General features: G+C 61.9%; 17 protein-coding genes. 11 read left to right on the top strand and 6 right to left on the bottom strand.

Annotation, left to right across the window (positions count from 1 at the left end; all coding sequences use genetic code 11):
- Positions 1 to 2: 2 nt before the first annotated feature.
- The 6 genes from ACCO56_RS03615 to ugpB form a co-directional block, all read right to left on the bottom strand.
- On the bottom strand, positions 3 to 464 hold the full coding sequence (locus ACCO56_RS03615; RefSeq protein ID WP_433637690.1) for a cyclic nucleotide-binding domain-containing protein: 462 nt from the start codon (positions 462 to 464) through the stop codon (positions 3 to 5).
- A gap of 39 nt (positions 465 to 503) precedes the next feature.
- Complete coding sequence (locus ACCO56_RS03610; protein ID WP_433637687.1) at positions 504 to 3,212, bottom strand: ATP-binding cassette domain-containing protein; 2,709 nt, start codon at positions 3,210 to 3,212, stop codon at positions 504 to 506.
- An 81-nt stretch (positions 3,213 to 3,293) separates the two neighbouring features.
- Positions 3,294 to 4,316: a sn-glycerol-3-phosphate ABC transporter ATP-binding protein UgpC gene (ugpC, locus tag ACCO56_RS03605; RefSeq protein ID WP_433637685.1), complete on the bottom strand. Its 1,023-nt coding sequence runs from the start codon at positions 4,314 to 4,316 to the stop codon at positions 3,294 to 3,296.
- Between the two features lie 4 nt (positions 4,317 to 4,320).
- Positions 4,321 to 5,169: a sn-glycerol-3-phosphate ABC transporter permease UgpE gene (gene ugpE, locus ACCO56_RS03600; RefSeq protein ID WP_433637684.1), complete on the bottom strand. Its 849-nt coding sequence runs from the start codon at positions 5,167 to 5,169 to the stop codon at positions 4,321 to 4,323.
- 33 nt (positions 5,170 to 5,202) lie between these two features.
- Positions 5,203 to 6,087 (bottom strand): sn-glycerol-3-phosphate ABC transporter permease UgpA, encoded by an 885-nt coding sequence (ugpA, locus tag ACCO56_RS03595; RefSeq protein ID WP_433637683.1) that lies wholly within the window; start codon positions 6,085 to 6,087, stop codon positions 5,203 to 5,205.
- Positions 6,088 to 6,205: 118 nt separating this feature from the next.
- Positions 6,206 to 7,510 (bottom strand): sn-glycerol-3-phosphate ABC transporter substrate-binding protein UgpB, encoded by a 1,305-nt coding sequence (gene ugpB / locus ACCO56_RS03590; RefSeq protein WP_433637682.1) that lies wholly within the window; start codon positions 7,508 to 7,510, stop codon positions 6,206 to 6,208.
- A gap of 200 nt (positions 7,511 to 7,710) precedes the next feature.
- Here ugpB and ACCO56_RS03585 point away from each other — a divergent pair, with 200 nt between their 5' ends.
- The 11 genes from ACCO56_RS03585 (at position 7,711) to ACCO56_RS03535 (ending at position 19,876) form a co-directional block, all read left to right on the top strand.
- A complete protein-coding gene (locus ACCO56_RS03585; protein ID WP_433637679.1) occupies positions 7,711 to 8,736 on the top strand; it encodes an ABC transporter substrate-binding protein in 1,026 nt (341 codons plus the stop codon).
- Between the two features lie 73 nt (positions 8,737 to 8,809).
- On the top strand, positions 8,810 to 10,312 hold the full coding sequence (locus tag ACCO56_RS03580) for a sugar ABC transporter ATP-binding protein (protein WP_433637677.1): 1,503 nt from the start codon (positions 8,810 to 8,812) through the stop codon (positions 10,310 to 10,312).
- On the top strand, positions 10,312 to 11,301 hold the full coding sequence (locus tag ACCO56_RS03575) for an ABC transporter permease (RefSeq protein ID WP_433637676.1): 990 nt from the start codon (positions 10,312 to 10,314) through the stop codon (positions 11,299 to 11,301). The genes ACCO56_RS03580 and ACCO56_RS03575 overlap by 1 nt, the downstream gene beginning before the upstream one ends.
- Positions 11,298 to 12,260 (top strand): ABC transporter permease, encoded by a 963-nt coding sequence (locus tag ACCO56_RS03570; protein ID WP_433637674.1) that lies wholly within the window; start codon positions 11,298 to 11,300, stop codon positions 12,258 to 12,260. Before ACCO56_RS03575 ends, ACCO56_RS03570 begins: the two co-directional genes overlap by 4 nt.
- Positions 12,257 to 13,291, top strand: a complete 1,035-nt coding sequence (locus tag ACCO56_RS03565) for a LacI family DNA-binding transcriptional regulator (RefSeq protein ID WP_433637673.1) — start codon at positions 12,257 to 12,259, stop codon at positions 13,289 to 13,291. The genes ACCO56_RS03570 and ACCO56_RS03565 overlap by 4 nt, the downstream gene beginning before the upstream one ends.
- Positions 13,288 to 14,526, top strand: a complete 1,239-nt coding sequence (locus tag ACCO56_RS03560; RefSeq protein WP_433637672.1) for a Gfo/Idh/MocA family protein — start codon at positions 13,288 to 13,290, stop codon at positions 14,524 to 14,526. Before ACCO56_RS03565 ends, ACCO56_RS03560 begins: the two co-directional genes overlap by 4 nt.
- Positions 14,523 to 15,431 (top strand): carbohydrate kinase family protein, encoded by a 909-nt coding sequence (locus tag ACCO56_RS03555; protein ID WP_433637671.1) that lies wholly within the window; start codon positions 14,523 to 14,525, stop codon positions 15,429 to 15,431. Before ACCO56_RS03560 ends, ACCO56_RS03555 begins: the two co-directional genes overlap by 4 nt.
- A 708-nt stretch (positions 15,432 to 16,139) precedes the next feature.
- Positions 16,140 to 16,877 (top strand): OmpA family protein, encoded by a 738-nt coding sequence (locus ACCO56_RS03550; protein WP_433637669.1) that lies wholly within the window; start codon positions 16,140 to 16,142, stop codon positions 16,875 to 16,877.
- A gap of 425 nt (positions 16,878 to 17,302) precedes the next feature.
- Positions 17,303 to 17,686, top strand: coding sequence for a YciI family protein (locus tag ACCO56_RS03545; RefSeq protein ID WP_433637668.1), 384 nt, complete (start codon positions 17,303 to 17,305; stop codon positions 17,684 to 17,686).
- 313 nt (positions 17,687 to 17,999) lie between these two features.
- On the top strand, positions 18,000 to 18,440 hold the full coding sequence (locus tag ACCO56_RS03540) for a hypothetical protein (protein ID WP_433637666.1): 441 nt from the start codon (positions 18,000 to 18,002) through the stop codon (positions 18,438 to 18,440).
- Positions 18,441 to 18,931: 491 nt separating this feature from the next.
- On the top strand, positions 18,932 to 19,876 hold the full coding sequence (locus tag ACCO56_RS03535) for a substrate-binding domain-containing protein (RefSeq protein ID WP_433637665.1): 945 nt from the start codon (positions 18,932 to 18,934) through the stop codon (positions 19,874 to 19,876).
- The last annotated feature ends 285 nt before the right edge of the window (positions 19,877 to 20,161 follow it).

Genomic DNA, 20,161 nt, shown 5'->3' with positions numbered 1-20,161 from the left:
GCTCAATGCGGTTTCCTCGACTCCAATGCAGCCGTCAGATCGCTCGTCGTGTTGGCAAGGCGCTCCGCCAGAACACGGATGATTTGCAGGGCAGCGGTGGGGGTCTCCGCGATCAGTTCCAGGAAGTGGTCCTTGCGGATGCGCAGCGCAACGAGATCGCCGCTCGCCCGGACGGTTGCGGTGCGCGGCACTTCGCAAAAAGCTGAAATCTCGCCAAACAGCGAATGCTGCGGCAGATGCGCGACGATCAGCTCATGACCATTGGCTTCGGTGAGTACATCGGCAGCGCCCTGCAGGATGAAATAGGCGTCGCCTCCGGCCGAGCCTTGCCTGAAAACCACCTCTCCATCCTCGAAGCCCTGCTTCTCGGAGGTGTAGGCGAGCAGCTTGAGCTTTCCGTCCTCCATCGAGGAGAAGAACGGGACGGACCGTAGCAATGTCACTTCTTCATTGAGCGATGTCATTCGAGACCTGCCAGAACGTTAGAGCCTGTCGACAGGCCCCTAGCCTGAGACGAGCTTAGCGAATTGCGCATTGGTTTCCACAAGGTTTTTCGGTGAACCGTCGCCCGAAACACGTCCGTATTCGAGGAACAGCGCACTATTGAACAGCATCGCATGGCTGCGTTCGGCCGGGGCGCACAGGACGCCAGGGCGTCCACCCGTGCTGTCCTCGGCTTCATCGAGCACGGCCTGCAGGATCGACCGCTGCTCGGCGACCGGCAGGGCCGCGCAGGCGCGGTTGAGCACCAGGAAATCGGGTTTCTTCATGAGCGCGCGCGCCAGCCGAAGCTTCTGGCGCTGCGCCTCGGAGAGCGCTCGTCCGCCAACGCCGACGTCGAAGGCAAGGCCCGCCCTGAAAGCCGTTTCGGAAAGACCGAGCTCGGTCAGCACCTCCGTGACCGCAGCCATGATGCGCGTGCGGCCGCCGACCAGATTGGTCTCGATGCGGCCGAACAGGATGTTGTCGACGATCGTCATCGACGGATTGTAGGTTTCGAAGTCGTTGAAGATGACCTTGGTCTCGGGAAACCTGGCCAGTGTATCATGCAGGCGGTTGCGCGCTTCCAGGATCTTCTGCTTCAGGTCGTCGTCGAGGAGACCGAAACGATAACGCGGCTCGACATAGCTCATCGACAATGCGATGAGTTCACCCTTGTCTTCGTCGTCCAGCGCATCAATGCCGCCCCTCTCCGACCGTGTGACGATCTCGCGGAAGCGTGCGATGCGCTCGGGCGTCATGCCGGCTTGGCCGAACAGCGGGCTGGCCGCGGAGAGATCGGCGAACATTTCGGTGAACATGCGCGCGGTTTCGAGTCCGAGGCCGAGCAGCCGATCGCGCAGACCGGCCTCCTGCAGGATGCCTGCGACCACCGGATTGCCGGCCAGGGCCTGTGGAGCGAAGGCCGGGTCGACCGGCATGCCGAACAGGATGTTCTCCGCGACGGAGGCTTGCGCATTGTAGCGCGCGACATCGAAGGGCTCGACCAGACGCTCCAGCCCCGCGCCGGCAAGCTTTTCCTGAAGAAGGTTGCGCGCCTTGGCGATCACCGGCTGAACACGCTCGACATCGTCCGCCCGCATACGGCTGTTCAGCCCGATCTCATTGATATCCGCCCGCAGGCCGGCAATCCGCGTCGTGCGCTGGATGTGATCGAGCAGTGCGGCGTCGGTCGACGCCGAAATTCGATCGCGATCCACCCAGTCGTCCAAAAAGTCGAATTCGGAGTTGCCGGAAAGCCGTGCTTCCGACACCTCAATCTCGGTTCTGACACGCGAGCTCGGGCCGATCGGCCGGTTCTTCAAGACCTCGAGCAGACATTCCTCGATGGTACCGCCAGGAAGGAAAACGCCGCTGTCTACATAGCCTATGCCGCGCCCGACGACCGCTTCCGGAATGTATCTCAGATCCTCTCCGTCAATAAGGATCTGACCGCTCGGCGGGCCGATCAGGCGTCCGCACAGTTCCAGCAGCATCGTGGCGCCTTGTGGCGGCTCGGACACCAGGGCAAGGTTCTCTCCCACCGATATCTTCGCTGAAACATCTTCGAGGCGGACGGAGCTACCTTCGTCCTGATAGGCGAGATTGCGGATATCGATCTTTTCTATCCGCTCGGCGGGTATTTCGGGATCCTGCAGCTTCGCCGGCATGAGATCGTCCGGGGCGAAATCTTCGATGGCATGAACATAACGCTGTTGGGCCATCAACCGTTGCTGGTCCCAATCGATCAGCCCCTTGACCGGTGTCGGAAGATCCTTGTAGGCGGCGATCGAGGCGACCAGCGCGCCAAGATCCATCCGTCCCGTAATCACGAAGTAGCCGCCGATCACGTAGTACACGACCGACAGGAGCTGCATCATAAGATTGTTCAGGAACTTCACCGAGAACTTGCGTTTGAACAGCTCGAGCCGGATGAAGAAGATGGTGCTCAGCCTGTTGGACAGGTCAGCGCGCGCAAGGTTGGACGTGTCGTTGAGGTGCACGTCGTCTATCCCCTGAACGACTTCGCCGATCCGCCCGGCCATGGCGCGCGCCGTCAACTGCCGTTCCCTGCCGAGTTCGAGCAGCCTGCGTCTGAGCCGGGGGATGATCCACACCTGCAAGGCGATGACGGCAAGCGTCAGGATGCCGAAGAGCTCGTTCTGGGCGAAGAGGAAGATAAGCGCGGTCAGCGCCTGGCCAGCGAGGAACAGTGGGGCCGAGAACGCGTCGCCGATGAATTCGGAAAGCGGATCGACCTCGTCCTTGATGATGCCGGCGACCTCGGAAGGTTTCACCTGCCTGGCCCGCCAGACAGGAAACCGCAGCACGCGATCGAACATTTCGTAGCGCATGCGGCGCAGCACGCGCTCGCCGGACTTTCCCTTGTAGGTGTTGATGTAGAGCTTGGACCAGCCGTTGATGACCAGAAGCAAGGTATAAAGGGCACATAACGCCGCCAGCATGCCCGTGCGATCCAGTTCGAAGCCCTGGAAAAGGACAATGGGTGCGCCTGTCAGGCCTTCCGAGAAGGGCACCCTGATCTGGAGGAAGGTCTGGGTATCGGTCGGCGCGCCGAAACCGTTGCCCTGGATAGGGCCGTTGACGATCATCTTGGGCAGGTAAAGCGAATAATAATAGATCGGCATCGAGGCCACGACGACCACGAAGATCCAAATCTGCAGGGCCCTGCTATGGACCCAGGTATATCTGAGGAGACTCTTCTCCATCATCGCTCCGCGAATGCGCCCGTAAGGGGACGCTAAATCCCGCACAGGGATTCGTCTACGCTGTTTCAGTGACGACGATGGGCATCAGATCCGCTTTCCCCCTTCATCGAACCAATGGAGTTTCGACGCGTCCACGGAAACATGGAGACGATCGCCGGGCTGCGCCGCCGCGCGTCCGGGAACCCGCAATACGATCCGGCCGCCCGGCGTGCCGCAATAGAGGAAACTCTCGGCGCCGACCGGTTCGATGCCCTCCACCGTGGCATCGAGGGCCAAGCCGTTACCGGCGGAGGCCGCGTCGACCTCCGCGTCTTCCGGCCGGAAACCGATCGTTGCGGCAGCCTGCCGGGCATTCGCCTTTTCGAGCCGATCCAGGGGAAGGAGGTTCATCGGAGGGGCTCCGATAAAGGAAGCGACGAAGGTCGAGGCCGGTTTTTCGTAGACGTCGAGCGGCGCGCCGGCCTGTTCGACAAGGCCGGCATTCATGACCACCAGCGTATCGGCCAGCGTCATCGCCTCGAGCTGGTCGTGCGTGACATAGACGCTGGTGACGCCCAGCGACCGCTGCAGGTTACGGATCTCGACGCGCATCTGGCCGCGCAGCTTGGCGTCCAGATTGGAGAGCGGCTCGTCGAAGAGATAGACCTTGGGATTGCGCACGATCGCTCTTCCCATGGCCACGCGCTGCCGCTGGCCACCGGAGAGTTCGCGCGGCCGGCGTTCCAGCAAGTGCGCAAGCTCCAGCGTCTTCGCCGTCTCGCGCACCCGCCGGTCGATTTCGTCCCTGGGCGTGCCGCGGTTGCGCAGGCCATAGGCCATATTGTCGTAGACATTCATGTGGGGATAAAGCGCGTAGTTCTGGAACACCATGGCGATGTCCCGCTCTGCCGGCCCGATTGTATTGACCACCGCCCCGTCGATCGCCACGCTGCCAGTCGTGATGGACTCCAGCCCCGCAATCATGCGCAGCAGCGTGGACTTGCCGCAGCCCGAGGGCCCGACGAGCACGCAGAGCGCCCGGTCGGGAATGGCGATCGAGACACCTTTCACCGCCTCGACGCCGCCATGATAGACCTTCCTCACATCCTTCAGCTCGACGGTCGCCACGCGATCATTTCTCCGTTTCGACAAGGCCGCGCACGAACCAGCGCTGCATCAGGACCACCACCAGGATAGGCGGGACGATGGCCAGCATGCAGGTGACCATGACCAGATGCCACTCCGTATCGGCATCGGCGAAGGAGATCATCTTGCGAAGCGCAATGACGATCGTATTCATGTCGTTGCGGTTGGTCACGAGCAGCGGCCACAGATATTGCGTCCAGCCATAGATGAAGAGGATGACGAACAGCGCCGCGATGTTGGTCCTCGAGAGCGGCAACAGGATATCCTTGAAGAAACGGAACGGCCCAGCCCCGTCGACGCGCGCCGCCTCGACCAGCTCTCCGGGAATAGTGAGGAAGAACTGCCGGAAAAGCAGCGTCGCGGTGGCGGACGCCATCAATGGCAGCGTCAGCCCTGTATAGGTATCGATAAGCCCGAAATCGACCATAACCTTGTAGGTCGGCAGGATGCGCACTTCCACTGGCAGCATCAGCGTGATGAAGATCAACCAGAAGAAGGCCATGCGGAAGGGGAATCGGAAGAAGACGATGGCGTAGGCCGACAGGATCGAGATGACGATCTTGCCGACGGCAATCGCCAGCGCCACCACAACGGTGTTGAAGAGCAGCGTCCCAACGCTCACCCCGCCGATACGTCCGATGCCTCCGAACAGCGCCATCGAATAGTTCTCGACGAACCGGTCCCCCGGCAGAAGCGGCAGCGGCGGGCGCAATATGGTCTGCAGCGACTGCGTCGAGGCGACGAAGGTGTAGTAGATCGGAAAAGCCACGATCAGCACGCCCAGCACCAGCACGAGATGCGCGATCGCGGTCCGGATCGGAGTGTTCTCGATCATGGCGCCACGCTTCGTTGGCGATGCGGCAGCCGGTCAGCCATAGTGCACCTTCTTTTCCACATACCGGAACTGGATCGCGGTGAGCGCGATCACGATGGCCATGAGGATCACCGACTGCGCAGCGGAATCGCCGAGGATCAGATTGACGAAGCCGTCATTGTAAACCTTGTAGACCAGGGTCTCCGTCGCCTTGCCCGGACCGCCGCCGGTGACGGCATGGATAATGCCGAACGTATCGAAGAAGGCGTAAACCGTGTTGACGACGAGCAGGAAGAAGGTGGTCGGCGCCAGCAGCGGGAACACGATGGTCCAGAAACGCTTGGTCGGGCCGGCGCCGTCGATCGCGGCGGCCTCGATCAGCGTCTTCGGGACGGCTTGCAGGCCGGCGACGAAGAACAGAAAATTGTAGCTGATCTGCTTCCAGGCCGCGGCTGCCACCACGAGCGTCATCGCTTGCGGACCATTGAGCAGCGGATCCCATGAGACGCCGAGCAAGCGCAGGCCGTAAGCCAGCGAGCCGATCGAAGGATTGAACAGGAAGAGCCACAACATGCCCGCGATCGCCGGCGCGACGGCATAAGGCCAGATCATCAGGGTACGGTATATGCCGCGGCCGCGGATCACCTTGTCGGCCATGACGGCCAGCAGCAGCGCCACGCTCATGGCCAGAGCCGCCGTCGCCACCGAAAAGACGATCGTGACATTCACCGAGTTCAGGTAATTCGGATCCGACAGCACCTTGGAGAAATTGGCGAACCAGACGAAGCGGGTCTTCAGCCCGAAGGGATCTTCCTTCAGGAGCGACTGGTAGAGCGCCTGGCTCGCCGGCCAGTAGAAGAACACCAGCGTGATCGCCAATTGGGGCGCCAGCAGCAGGTAAGGCAGCAGCTTGTTCGGGAAGACGACGCGTGGCGACAAGCAGGGCTCCTATGGCGAGGCGGCCACTCGAAGAACGCCTCGCTTAGGGGAGAGAGTTTGGACCTGAGGTCCCCGCAATAGGCAAAAGCGGGGAACCAGGCCGACCGAACGGAAAACGTCAGTTGGCGAGCGCTTCCTTGATCGCGGCGTTGCCGCGCGAGACCGCATTGTCGAGAGCCTGCTGGGCCGTCTGTTGCCCGGCCAGCATCTTCTCATATTCCTCGTTCTGGATGTCCCGCACCTGCGGGAGGTTGACGAGACGCACGCCCTTGGAATTCTCTGTGGGCTCCTTGCCCATCATCTGCTTGATCGGAATCTCGCGGGCCGGGTTCTTTTCATAAAAGCCGGACTTCTTCGTTGCCTCATAGGCTTCCATCGTCACCGGCAGGTAGCCGGACACCTGATGGAGCTTGGCCTGGACCTCCGTCTGCGACAGGAAGTCGAAGAAGGCGGCGACGCCCTTGTACTGTTCGTCCGACTTGCCGGCAAAGACCCAGAGGCTCGCGCCGCCGGGAATGGTGTTCTGCGGGGCACCCTGTGCCTCGGATTCGTAGGGCAACGAGCCTGTTCCGTAGTTCATGCCCGATTTCACGATATCGCCAAGGCCGCCGGAGGATTCGGTGAAGATGCCGCATTCACCGGCGAGGAAGACCTGCTTGGCCTCGGATGTACGGCCGCCATATTTGAATGTCCCGTCCTTGGCGAGATCCGCCAGTTCCTGGAAGTGCTTCACGAAAAGTGGCGAATTGATCTTCAACTCGACATCGGTGCCCGCGATGCCGTTCTCGTTGGTACCGTAGGATATATTGTTCCACGCCGCATAGTTCTCGGTATGGATCCAGGTGAGCCAGGTCGAGGTAAAGCCGCAGGGTGCCGCGCCGCTCGACTTGATCTTCTTCGCCGCTTCCCAGACCTCCGCCCATGTCTTGGGCGGATTGTCGACGTCGAGGCCCGCCTTCTGGAAGATGTCCTTGTTGTAATAAAGGATCGGCGAGGAGGAGTTGTAGGGGAAGGACAGCATGGTGCCGTCAGGCTTGGAATAGTAGGCCACGATGCCCGGCAGATACCTGCTCTTGTCGAATGCGGTTCCGCCCATCGACAAAATCTCGGCAACCGGCTTGATCGCCTGCTCGGCCGCCATCATCACGCCGGTGCCGGCGTCGAAGACCTGGATGATGTCGGGAGACTGGCCGGCGCGGAACGCGGCGATGCCCGCATTCAGCGTCTCGGGATAGGTGCCCTTGAAGACGGGAACGACCTTGTAGTCGCTCTGGCTCTCGTTGAATTCCTTTGAAAGCCGCTCGACCACCTCGTTGTTGGCGCCGGTCATTGCGTGCCACCAGGAGATCTCGGTGACGGCATAGGAGGCAGTGGTGGAAAGCAGCGTAAGCGCGATAGCGGCCGCAAAGCCTTGAATCTTCATGTCTCACTCCCGTTCTTCGTTGGCGAAAGGGTCACTTTCGCGGGTAGGAGTATGGGTCGAACGGCGGGATCCGACAATGATTTTTGTCTGGATGCCAATGTTCTCGCTCGGCCCGTGACGGGATAAGCAGAAAACCCCGCTTGAAATCGATTTCATTTTGGGCTTACATCGCGCATCATTTGTCCCAGGGAGGCTTATTCATGAAAAAATTGACCGCGCTTGCACTGTCGACCGTGGCGGCAATCGCCATCTCGGTGTTCTCGGCCGAGGCGAAGGATCTCAAGATCGGGCTCTCGAACGGCTGGGTCGGCTCGGAGTGGCGCACCCAGATGATCGACGAGGCCAAGGCCGCCGCCGAGGCGTGGAAAGAGAAGGGCCAGAATGTCGAGGTCGTGGTGCAGAGCGCCAATGTCGACGTGCCCGGCCAGATTGCCCATGTCCGCAACTTCATCAACGAAGGCGTCGACGCGATCATCATCAATCCCAACAGCCCGACGGCTTTCGATCCGGTTTTCGCACAGGCCAAGGAAGCCGGCATCCTGGTCATCTCGACCGACGCCGAAGTGTCGTCGCCCGACGCGATCTATGTCGGCATCGACCAGAAGGCCTGGGGGGCGGCCGGCGCCAAGTGGCTGGCCGAAACGCTCGGCGGCAAAGGCAATGTCGTGGCGATCAACGGCGTCGCCGGCCATCCGGCCAATGAAATGCGTGTCGCCGGCTACAAGGAAGTCTTCGGCCAGTATCCCGACATCAAGATCGTCAATGAGGTGAACGCGAACTGGGATCAGGCGCAGGGCCAGCAGGCCATGCAGAACCTGCTCGCCACCTATCCGGACATCAACGGCGTCTGGGTCCAGGACGGCATGGCCGCGGGCGCCTGGAAGTCGATCATCGATGCCGGCAAGACCGGCGACATCGCCGCCACCGGCGAAATCCGCAAGGACTTCATCGATCTCTGGACCAAGGACAAGCTGAATTCCGGCGCCTCGGTCAACCCTCCCGGCGTCATGGCCAGCGCTCTCAATGTCGCGGTGCTCATGCTGCAGGGCAAGGAACTGAAGGAGCCGGCCAAAGCCGGCCAGTACGGCAACGCCCTCTACTTGCCGATCCCGTTCATCGACAGCAAGAATCTCGCCGAGGCCGCCAAGGCGGTCGAGGGCAAGCCCGGCTACTACTCCTATACGAGCCAGCTTTCCATCAGCGACGCCGAGGCGCTGTTCAAGTAAGGTTCTTTCAGGCTTCGGGCGTCGTGCGGCACCCGCCGTCGGCGCCCGATCTGTATCGAACGGGACGGGTTCCATGTCTAAGCTCAAGCTCGGCGGCGTAAGCAAGGCATACGGCGCGACGGTCGCTCTGCGCCGCGGCGATCTCGAGGTCGCCGCCGGCGAAGTGCATGTCCTGATAGGCTCGAACGGATCGGGCAAGAGCACGCTCTGCAAGATCGCCGCCGGCACCGTACGTCCCGACAGCGGCGAGATCCTGCTGGACGACAAACCTGTGGTCGTCTCCGGGCCGCGCGGCGCCAAGGCGCTCGGCATCGGCATCTTCTACCAGGAGCTCAGCCTCGCCGCCCACCGCACCGTCGAGGAGAATATCTGCCTTCCCGACCTTCCGCTCAAGGCGGGGCTGTTCATAGACCGCTCCGAGCTCACCGCGCGCGCCGCCCGCTACATCGCCCTCTTCGACGGCGTGACCGGCGAAGGCTTCGCGGCGGAGACACCCGTCGGCGAATTGCGCCCGGATCAGCGCCAGCTAGTGGAGATCATGAAGGCGCTCGCGACCGAAGCTCCGATACTCATTTTCGACGAACCGACATCGGCGCTGGACAGCGCCCAGGTCGAGCGCTTTTTCGACATTCTCAGAAACCTCAAGGCCATAGGCCGCGCCATGGTCTTCATCTCTCACCGGATGGACGAGATTTTCGCCATCGGCGACCGGGTGACCGTCATCCGCGAGGGCGAAACGGTCGGCACGTCGCGAATCAGCGAAACCGACCAGTCGGCGATCATCCATCTCATGGTCGGCAGCCGCGAGGACCTCGCCCCGCCAGCGGTCGCACCTGCGGCCTCCACGACAGCGGCCCCTTCCCTCCTGTCGGTTCGCGGGCTCTCCGGGCAGGGCTTTGCCGAAGTCAGTTTCGACATCGCCCGCGGCGAGATCCTCGGGTTCGGCGGGCTGCACGGGCAAGGGCAATCGGCTGTGCTGCGGGCGCTGTTCGGCGCACGGCAGGTCTCATCGGGCGAGATCAGGCTCAATGGCGAAAGCCGCAAGGTCTCCTCGCCACGCGAGGCGATCCGCCAGGGGTTCGCCTACGTTTCGGGCGACCGCGGCCGCGACGGCGTCATCCAGGGGCGGCCGATCCTTGAGAATGTCACGCCCATCCACTATCTCCGCAAAGGGCTGCTGCTTGCCCGCCCCGCCGCGCTTGCCACCAAGGCGACGCCGGCCCTGGAAGCACTCCGCACCAAATATGCCGGCCTCTCCGCTCCGATCAATTCGCTGTCCGGTGGCAACCAGCAGAAGGTCGTCATCGCTCGCTGGCTGATCAACCGCCCCGACATCCTGCTCCTCGACGACCCCACCAAGGGCATCGACCTCGCCGCGAAATCGGATCTCTTCACCCTTGTCCGCAAGCTCGCGGACGAGGGCGTGGCGATCGTGCTCTATTCCTCGGAGGACGCCGAGCTGCTCAACAATTCCGATCGCATCCTGGTTTTCAACGGCGGCTCGGTGACACGTGAGCTGAAGGGCGCGGAGCGGACACGCTACAACCTCTACCACGCCGCATACGAGGCCGCGTGATGACCCTTGCCACACCGACACGCAGCGCATCCCATGGCGGCTTCAAGCGCGTCATCGAGCGCTTTCCCTTCGTACCGGCTCTCCTCATCCTGGTCGCGCTGCTGGCGCTCAACGGCTTCTTCTCGCCAAACAGCCTGAGCTTTCGCGCACTGACGGGTCTGATCAGCACCTATCTCGCACTGATGATGCTCGCCGTGGCGCAGACCTATGTCGTCTATGCCGGCGACATAGATTTGTCCGCCGGAACGATCGTCTCGCTCGTCAATGTCGTGATCGTCGTGCTCATGGAGAAATGGGGCGGCGGCACGCTGTCGGTGTTTGCTGCTCTCGCCGTCGGACTGCTGACCGGGCTCGCTTGCGGCATCGTCAATGGGGTGGTCGTGGCGGCGCTCCGCCTGCAGGCGATCGTCGCGACCTTCGCGACGAGCATCTTCTTCACCGGTCTTGCGCTTTACGTGCTGCCGGTTGCCGGCACGCCTGCCCCAGCCGCCTTCTGGCGCACCTACGGCGGGCGCATTCTCGACATTCCTTTCGTGCTGTATGTCGTGGTCGTCCTGGCGGTGGTGCTGTTCCTGGCGGCGCGCACCCGCCTTTCCACGCAATTGCTGGCGGTCGGCGACGACAGTCAGGCAGCTTTCCAGAGCGGCTTGTCGGTGACCGCGATCCGCATCAAAGGTTATGCACTCTGCGGCTTGTTCGCCGCGCTCGCCGCCTTCTGCATCACCGGTGACACGGCAAGCGGCGATCCGCTGGTCGGCGGCAAGATGACCTTGTTCAGCGTCGCAGCGGTGGTGCTCGGCGGGAGCGCGCTCTCCGGCGGCTACGGCACCATGGTCGGATCGGTGTTAGGCGCGCTGATCATCGGGCTCATCAATTCGCTGGTGTTCTTCGTCGGCACGCCGTCGGAATGGCAGAACCTGGTTCAAGGCCTTGCCATCCTCGTCGCGCTGATGGCCGGCATCGTTGTCGGACGGAAGGCTCGCGCATGACAACGCCAATCCTGATCGAGTACGTGAAGAAGCCCTTGGTGGTCGCCCTGGCGTTGATCGTCGTGCTGCTCGTTATCGGCGAGACGCTCTCCCCAGGCTTCGCCTCCGGCCAGCAGATCCTGCGGCTGCTGATCGTCGCGGCGCTGCTCGGCATCGTCGCCGCCGGCCAGAACCTGGTCATCCTCGGTGGACGCGAAGGCATCGACCTCTCCGTCGGCGGCGTCGTGTCGCTGTCGGCGATCGTCGCGGGAAACCTGATGAACGGCACCGATAGCGGCATCCCGCTCGCGATCCTTGGCTGTATCGCGACCGGTGCGTTGTTCGGCCTGATCAATGGGCTCGGCGTCACGCTGCTCAGGATCCCTCCTTTGGTCATGACGCTCGGCATGCTGGGCGTGTTGCAAGGCCTCCTCGTCGTCGTGCGCCAGGGCATTCCTTCCGGGCGCGCCGCGCCGGGCCTGTCGCAATTCGTCACTCAGCCGATACTCCTCGGCTTGCCTGGCATCATCTGGCTCTGGATCGCCATCGGCCTGTTCATGGCCTTCCTGCTTGCGCGTACCGTCTTCGGGCACCGCATCTACGCGATCGGATCCAACGAAGCGGCGGCCTTGATGGCGGGCGTACCGGTCAGAGCCGTGCGCATCGCGCTTTTCGTCCTGTCGGGCGTATTCGCGGCGATCGCCGGCATCTGCCTGCTCGGCTATTCCGGCTCATCCTTCGCCAATGTCGGCGAACAGTATATGCTGCCTTCCATTATTGCGGTCGTGTTCGGGGGCACGCCGCTGTCAGGCGGCAAAGGCGGATATACCGGCACCATGGCGGGCGCGGTGCTGTTGGTCATTCTACAGAGCATCCTGACGACGGTGAATATCGACGAGTCCGGCCGGCAGATGGTGTTCGGCGCGACCTTGCTGGTGCTGATGCTGTTCTACGGACGCGGGCGGGCGCTGCGCGCATGAGCGACCGGCCCAGGATCAGGGACATCGCCGAGCAGCTCGGCGTTTCCCCGGCGACCGTCTCGCGGGCGCTCTCCGGCTCCAATCTTGTCGCGGAGCCTACCCTCAGCCGCATCCGCGAAGTGGCGCAAGCGCTCAACTACCGGCCCAATATCAGCGCCCGGCGTCTCAGGACCCAGCGCGCCATGACCGTGCTGATGGTGGTGCGCGACGTCGGCAACCCTTTCTATCTCGACATCTTCAAGGGCATCGAAGCCACGGCACGCGAGGCCGGCTATTCCGTGCTGATGGGCAACACCGAAAACGATCCGGGCCGCGAGGTCGAATATTTCGACATGCTGAGCGACGGCCATGCCGACGGGATGATTCTGATGACCGGCAAGCTGCCGCAAGGCATCAGGAACGTGCCGAGCGATGCACCGGTCGTGGTGGCGCTCGAAGCCATCGACGGCTCCGGCCTGCCGCATATCCAGATCGACAACGAGGCCGCGTCGCGCATGGCCGTGCGGCATCTCATCGATCTCGGCCACCGACGCATCGCGCATATTGCCGGACCACTCCCCGAGATTATGGCGACGCTCCGTCGCGACGGCTATCGCCATGCCATGGCCGATGCCGGTCTTCCGATCCTCGACGGTTACGAACAGCGCGGCGACTATCTGCTTCAATCCGGACAGGAGCTTTGCCGCCGGCTCTTCGCGCTGCCTCGGCCGCCGACGGCAATATTCGTGGCCAATGACGAGATGGCGTTCGGTGCCATACATGAATTGCGCCGCCTCGGCCGGGATGTGCCCGGCGAGGTCTCCGTCGTCGGCTTCGACGATCTCTATCTGAGCGCCGCCTTCTTCCCGGCACTGACGACAGTGAGCCAGCCGCGCGCCGAGATCGGCCGACAGGCAATGACCATGCTGCTTGCCATGCTTGCCGGCGACCCTGTCCCAGCCGAACCGGTGGTGATGCCGGTCACCTTGCAGATCCGGGGCACCACCGCTCCCCCACCGACCGACGATTTAAAGAGGAGTCCTGACAGATGACGACGAGCCCAGGGGAAAAACTGCGCGTAGGGTTCGTGGGCAGCGGCTTCATCGCCCATTTCCACCTGAAGTCGATGGTCGGCGTGCGCAATGTCGACGTTACCGGCGTCTATAGCCGCAGCGCCGAGAACCGCGCGCGCTTCGCAGAAGCGGTCGGCGATCTCAGTCTCGGCGCATGCACGAGCTACGACAGCCTCGAAGCGATGCTGCGCTCCGGCGACGTCGATGCAATCTGGATCCTTTCTCCGAATTACACGCGCCTCGACACGATGCGGGTGATCCATGCCGAAGTGAAGGCGGGGCGGAGCAAGATTTTCGCCGTCGCCTGCGAAAAGCCGCTGGGGCGAACCGTCGCCGAAGCGCGCGAGATGGTGCGGCTGGTCGAGGATGCCGGCCTGAACCACGGGTATCTCGAGAACCAGGTGTTCAGCACGCCCGTGATGCGGGGCAAGGAGATCATCTGGCGGCGCGCCGCTTCGACCACCGGGCGCCCGTACCTTGCCCGCGCAGCCGAAGAGCATTCCGGTCCGCACGAGCCTTGGTTCTGGCAGGGCGACAAACAGGGCGGCGGCGTGCTGTCGGACATGATGTGCCACAGCGTGGAGGTGGCGCGTCATCTCCTCACCAAACCCGGCGCGCCGCGCGGCTCGCTCAAGGTGAAGGCGGTCAACGGCACCGTGGCCAACCTCAAATGGACACGGCCGGCCTACGCCGATCAGTTGAAGGCGCGCTTCGGCGTGGAGGTCGACTATCGAAATCGCCCGTCGGAAGATTTCGCGCGCGGCACCGTCACCCTCGAGGACGAAGACGGCAACGAACTGATGATCGAGGCGACGACGTCCTGGGCCTATGTCGGCGCCGGCCTGCGCATCCAGCTCGAGTTGCTCGGACCGGAATATGCGATGGAATTCAACTCGCTCGGCACGGGACTCAAGATCTTCATGTCCCGCGCCGTGACCGGCGCCGAAGGCGAGGATCTCGTGGAGAAGCAGAATGCCGAGCAGGGCTTGATGCCCGTTCTGGAGGACGAGGCCGGCGTCTACGGTTACACGGACGAGAACCGGCACATGGTCGAATGTTTTCGCAAGGGTGAGACGCCACTGGAGACCTTTCATGACGGCCTCGCGGTGGTCAAGATCCTGATGGGCCTCTACAGGTCGGCCGAAACGGGAGAGACCATACGCTTCCCCGCCCCCGAACTGGAGACCTACGTCCCGGTGGTCGCCCGCAAGTGACGGGCCCGGATATACTTCTGCTCGGCAACGCCAATGTCGATCTCGTGCTCGGCGAGATCGACGGCTGGCCGGCAATCGGCACCGAGATCATGGTCGAACGCAGCGAGATGCGGCCGGGCGGCTCGGCCGGCAACATGGCGCTGGCGCTTACAGGAATGGGCCTGCCCTATCTGTTCGTCGCCTCGACCGGCGACGACCCGAACGGGGCATGGTTGCGCAGCCAGTTCGACGCGCGCTCCTGCCGGTGGATCGTGGACGAGGGGCAGACCACTGTGACGGTCGGCATCGTGCACAAGGGCGGCGATCGCGTCTTCTTCACCACGCCGGGGCACCTCCAGACGGCCCGAACGCAGGACCTGCTCGACGCTCTGCCGAAGGCGCCCCACGAGCGCGCCATAGCGGCAATCGCCGGCGGCTATCTCATGCCCGACGTGGCCGCCGGGACCGGCCGCCTGCTCCGCGAGCTTGCCGCGCGAGGCTGGCGGACAGCCATCGATCCCGGCTGGCCACCTTCCGGATGGAACGCCACGACGCTTGGGCAGATGTCGGAATGGCTCGGCCTCGCCGACTTCGCACTGCTCAACGCGGAAGAACTAAAAGGCATTACCGGCGCCGACGACGTCGATCGGGCCGCGTCGCTTCTTGCGCAGAGATCGAGGCCCTCCCAGACACTGGTGGTGAAAACCGGGCCAGAAGGCGCCCGCGCCTATCGGGCCGACCAACATGCGACGGCCGCCGCGCCCGAGGTGCGGGTGATCGACACGGTCGGAGCGGGAGATACGTTCAACGCAGCATTCCTCACGGCGTGGGTCCGCGGCGACGGTCTCGACGAAGCGCTATCCTTCGGAGTCGATACGGCCGCGCGCGCCATCTCGACCTTTCCCCGCCGCTACGACACGCTCTGATCCCTCGTTTCGCGAACCACTGATTTAGCCGCCGGAATGGGGCGGAGACACGACGAAATAGTCGTCTCCGAAGTCACCGCTTTCGCAAAAGATCGGTGGACGCGATGAGATGACAACTCGGCGAAGCACCCCATAGACAGGGTCGTAACGGTGTAACCTACCGTAAACTACGTTCATCGGCCCTCGGTATCAGCTATTCTGACATTCGGGGGGCATCAACGCAGCAAAGCTTTATCGAGAGCCAGACTGGAATCGCAGTTGGAGCAAGTCACCGATGCTCCGCCGCGCTCCGGGCTTCAGCAGCGTCGGCTTTGGTGCAAGCCATGACGTGATGCGCCGAGAGTAGTCGAACGGGAGGGAAGACGTGAGATTAAAGATAATTTGCTTCGCGCTTTGCATAATCGCTTCGTCTTACAATACGCATCCGGCTACCGCCCAGACCATGAGCTTTGGGGATTCAGTCGAGCTGTGGGCGCAGGCCTGCCGGGCCGATGTCGACAAATCGTGCAGAGGCATAAGGCCAGGCAGCGGCAAGCTGGCTTCCTGCCTTCAGTCAAAGGGCTCTTCTTCCTGCAAGTCCGCCACGTCGACATTCATCGCGAACATGGATGCTCGCCTTGCCGCAGAGCAGGCCGCACCGGAACTCTGTGCCTTCGATGTAAAACAATTCTGCGCAAGCCAGGGGACCGGGCAGGCCAGGAAACTGCATTGCCTGATGCGGCCGGACAATTTCCGGAGGCTGATGACACCCTGCAAGCAGGCTCTGCAAGCCGCGGGTTGGCTCGATCACATATCCACCAGGGCCCAATAGAAGGGCGGCGTTCAGGTGAAAGGCAGATTTGGGGACCGAAGATGAATTTAAAATCAGCGATACTCCTCGCAACGGCATTTGCTTTGGGCGCGGTCGCGGGCCCGTCTTACGCGCAGGAAAAGATTACATATGGCCAGGCGATTGCAGAGTTACGTCAGACCGGCAAATCCGCCAAGAAAATCGGTATCGATACGGATGCCATCCGGCGCGATATTGAAGCGCGCATTCAGGCGGATGGCGCGGAAAATGCCACCGGTGCGCCCCCGATAGCGGACGTGCTGAAGAATCTTCCGAATTTCACCGTTCAGATCCAGTTCGATCTTGGCTCTGACGTCATCAGACCGGAATCTTGGGTCACGGTGGGACGCATAGCCGATGCGCTTCACAATCCGCTTCTTCTAAGCGACCGCTTTCTTGTCGTCGGTCACACGGACGCCAAGGGAACACGGACCTACAACCTCGAGCTGAGCCAAAAGCGCGCCGACGCGGTCGTGGAAATGCTCGTTAACACGTTCCGTGTCTCGCCCAGCCAACTCGTTGCGTTGGGCCTGGGGGAAGAACAGCTGTTCAATCCGAAGGACCCGTTCAGTGGGGCAAACCGGCGTGTCGCTATCCTCAACGTTGGACCACTGTGAGGCGACGCGCGCACCGGCAGCACAGGCTGCGCGCGGGCGCTCTCCCGCATCGGATCGAAATCGGAAACGATTCTTGCTGGCCTAATCGTCGGCTCGGAAGGCACGATGCGTGATTCAAAGAGATAGAGTATCGAGATAGAGCATCCTTTGCCCACCCGAATGGATGCGTGCCGCTCCAAAGCGTGTCACGCGAATTGAGATTCTGTAGCCGGGCTTCTTCACATGACGAGAACGGCGCCGTGCCCGGTTCGGGTGGATTTCGACGCCGTGCGCGCCCTGACCGCCGAGGACATTCAGCTCGAGGTCATCAGTCGCACGCGGATGCGGAGATCCGCATGCTGGGCGGCACCACAGAAAATCCGCCTCGATATGTCGAATAGAGCGAACACCTGCGACTATGTTCAGACGAGCAAGGGAGGTTCGCGATGAGATTTGTATGCCTGGTTCATGTCGACGGCAGCGCCATGGCTGCCCTATCCGGAGAGGAAATGACGAGGCTGAACGACGAAACGATCGACTTCGATTGGGACATAAGGCAGCGCGGACAACTGATCCTGGCGCAGCCGTTGCAACCACCTGAAACCGCTGTGATCGTGCGCAGCCGTGGCGGCAAGGTATCGCGGACCGACGGGCCGTTCATGGAAACCAAGGAAGTGCTGGGCGGCTTTTTCCTGATCGAAGCGGAAACCATCGATCAAGCGGTGGAGATCGCAGAGCTCAGTCCGATGGCTCGCATGGGAAGCATCGAAGTCCGAGGGGTTCCCGACCATACGCACAGCGTGACAGGCAAGAAACGGCCAGGAATGTGAGCCGGCGGCTCAGGGGAGCCGGCCTTCGAACAGTTCGCGCTCACGAGCTAAGCCGTCTCCGCTGTGTGGAAAAAACGCGGCCTCTCGATGATGGCGGCGCTCGGACTGGCTGCGCGTCCTGCCCGCTAGCGGTTCAGCATCAGGCGCCCGCGCTTGGTCGGTTTCAGCAGCAACGGTGATATTCTCTCCTCGAACGGACTCTGAGCGATCACAACCTTGGCAGGCTGCAACTGCGATTTCGCCGCTCAACAGACTAGAACGGTTCTAAAGAATCCTATAGTTTGACTAGGTTAAACTTGCGAGGAGACCGGGCATGGGAAACGTTTTGGGAAGAACAACCAGAGGAGTGCACGCTTTTAAGCAGGTAAGAGGATTGGAGGCGATCAATCCCGAAGTAAGACTTCATTATATTTTGCGCTGGAAGTATAGGGGCTACAAGATTACCGACAAAATTGAGGTAAGAAGATCCACTCTAAGTGGATATATTAAATATATAGAGAAAACTCCTGAGTCAGAGGGGATTGATAAATTTTTGGAACAACTTGAAAAGGATGCTCGCGATACGAAATGCAAACAAATTCGAGTAGAATTCGATCAATGCTCGAAGAAAATGCAAGAGAAATTGGAGAAACACGCGAGGCAAAAGGGATTTGATTGTTCGGAGGTTCCAGTATTTGATGAGGGTATGACAGAATTGAATCGCGCAACCGGACCCAATTTGCAGGTCTATAAGGAGATACAAGAAGAACTTTGATCTCTGCAGTGGCGATCGCCGCTGTTGGTAACCATTAACTGTACGCTTATGCGCGCGACGCGAGCGAGCGACTATGGAAAGAGTGGCGGTGGCTTGACCGACAGGTTATCGAGAATACCACCCCTCGGGCTCGTTTCCCCTCCAGCGCTCGCATGGCCGCCATCCTGGCCCGATTCGCTGCTGTCCACATCAGAAGCTTGAATCATGGACCGCCTCAAACCGCCACCCCGTCTTCAAACGGCCCCTGAGAGGCTGCCCGGGATCTCAGCCAAAACGTGATCGTCGCGCCTGGCTGTGTTGCAGTCGGGCGCGCCGGCACAATAGAGAAGGAGAGACACTCAACTCTGCCTGCCGTTGAATTTATTCATCTTCCGCTAGACAACTGAAGGTGTACTTTCAACCTCCTTGCGCTGACATATGGCACTGGATAGGTTTTTCCGGCCTGCGCCGGTGGAGGACCGGCGAACATCCGGCAATGGGAGGAGTTGTTGATGAACAGACGTGAGTTTCTGCTGTCGTCCGCGGCAGCCGGCGCATTGGTGATCGCGCCTGCCGCGCTGGCCCAAGACAAGCTGACCGTTCTCGGCTCGGTGCCGAGCCTGAGCTTTCCCTTCTTCGTGCACATGCTCAACCAGATCAAGGCCGAGGCGGAAGCCCAGGGCGTCAATCTGATCGAAAGCGACGGCCAGAATGCCGCGCCCAAGCAGACCGCGGACATCGAGGCCGCAGTCGTCCAGAAGGTCAATGCGATCGTCATCTCGCCGCTCGATGTCAACGCCCTGGCGCCCGCCGTCGAACAGGCGGTCCAGGCCGGGATACCTGTTGTCACGATCGATCGCCGTGTCGACGGCGTGGAAGGGATCCTGGCCCATGTCGGCGCCGACAACGTCAAGGGTGGCGAGGCCGAGGCGCAGGCGGTGGTCGATGCCTTTCCCGACGGCGCGAAGATATTCCACCTCCAGGGCCAGCCGGGCGCCGGTCCGGCAATCGATCGCAACAAGGGCGTCCACAACGTCATCGATCCGGTCAAGGACAAGTACCAGATCATCTTCGAACAGACCGCCAACTTTGCTCGTGCCGAGGGATTGTCTGTCACGGAAGCCGGCCTTGCGGCGAACGGCAAACCGGACGCGATCATCTGCGCCAATGACGACATGGCGCTGGGCGCCATGGAAGCCTGCGCCGCGCGCGGTTTCACCGACGTGAAGATCTACGGCTTCGACGCGCTGCCCGAGGCGATCGCCGCGGTTCGCGAAGGCAAGCTTGCCGGCACTGTGGAGCAGTTCCCCGGCGAACAGTCGCGCACGGCGGTCCGCATCGCGGTTGCCTACGCCCGAGATAAAACCGAGCCTAAGGAGAAAGTCGTTCTTCTGACGCCGATCGTGATCGGCAAGGACAATATCGACAAGGCCGAGCGTATCGGTGAAGTCAAATAGTCCCAGCGTCCAGAGTAGGGGCGGCGTAATTCCGACCCTGATGCCATCGAGCGTTGATCTTTGACCGGTCGCGAGTTGCCCCTCACTGTCCTGCCGGACATCTCTCCCCGCGAATTCGCGGGGAGAGAGACGACGACCGCATGGATTTCGCCAGCCGCCAACGGCGGGCGACTAGCGAAGGCGAAGACGACATCGGTCTTCTCCACGTCCTTGACGGGGAGAAGGTGCCGGCAGGCGGATGAGGGGCTTGCCCGAACGGTTAATCCTTGTAGCGGCTGGTATGAG

The organism is Mesorhizobium sp. 1B3 (assembly GCF_050958605.1).
In the GTDB taxonomy this organism is placed as follows: Bacteria; Pseudomonadota; Alphaproteobacteria; order Rhizobiales; family Rhizobiaceae.
The sequence above is the reverse complement of the archived record's forward strand: the minus strand, read 5'-3'. Positions and strand labels throughout refer to the sequence as shown.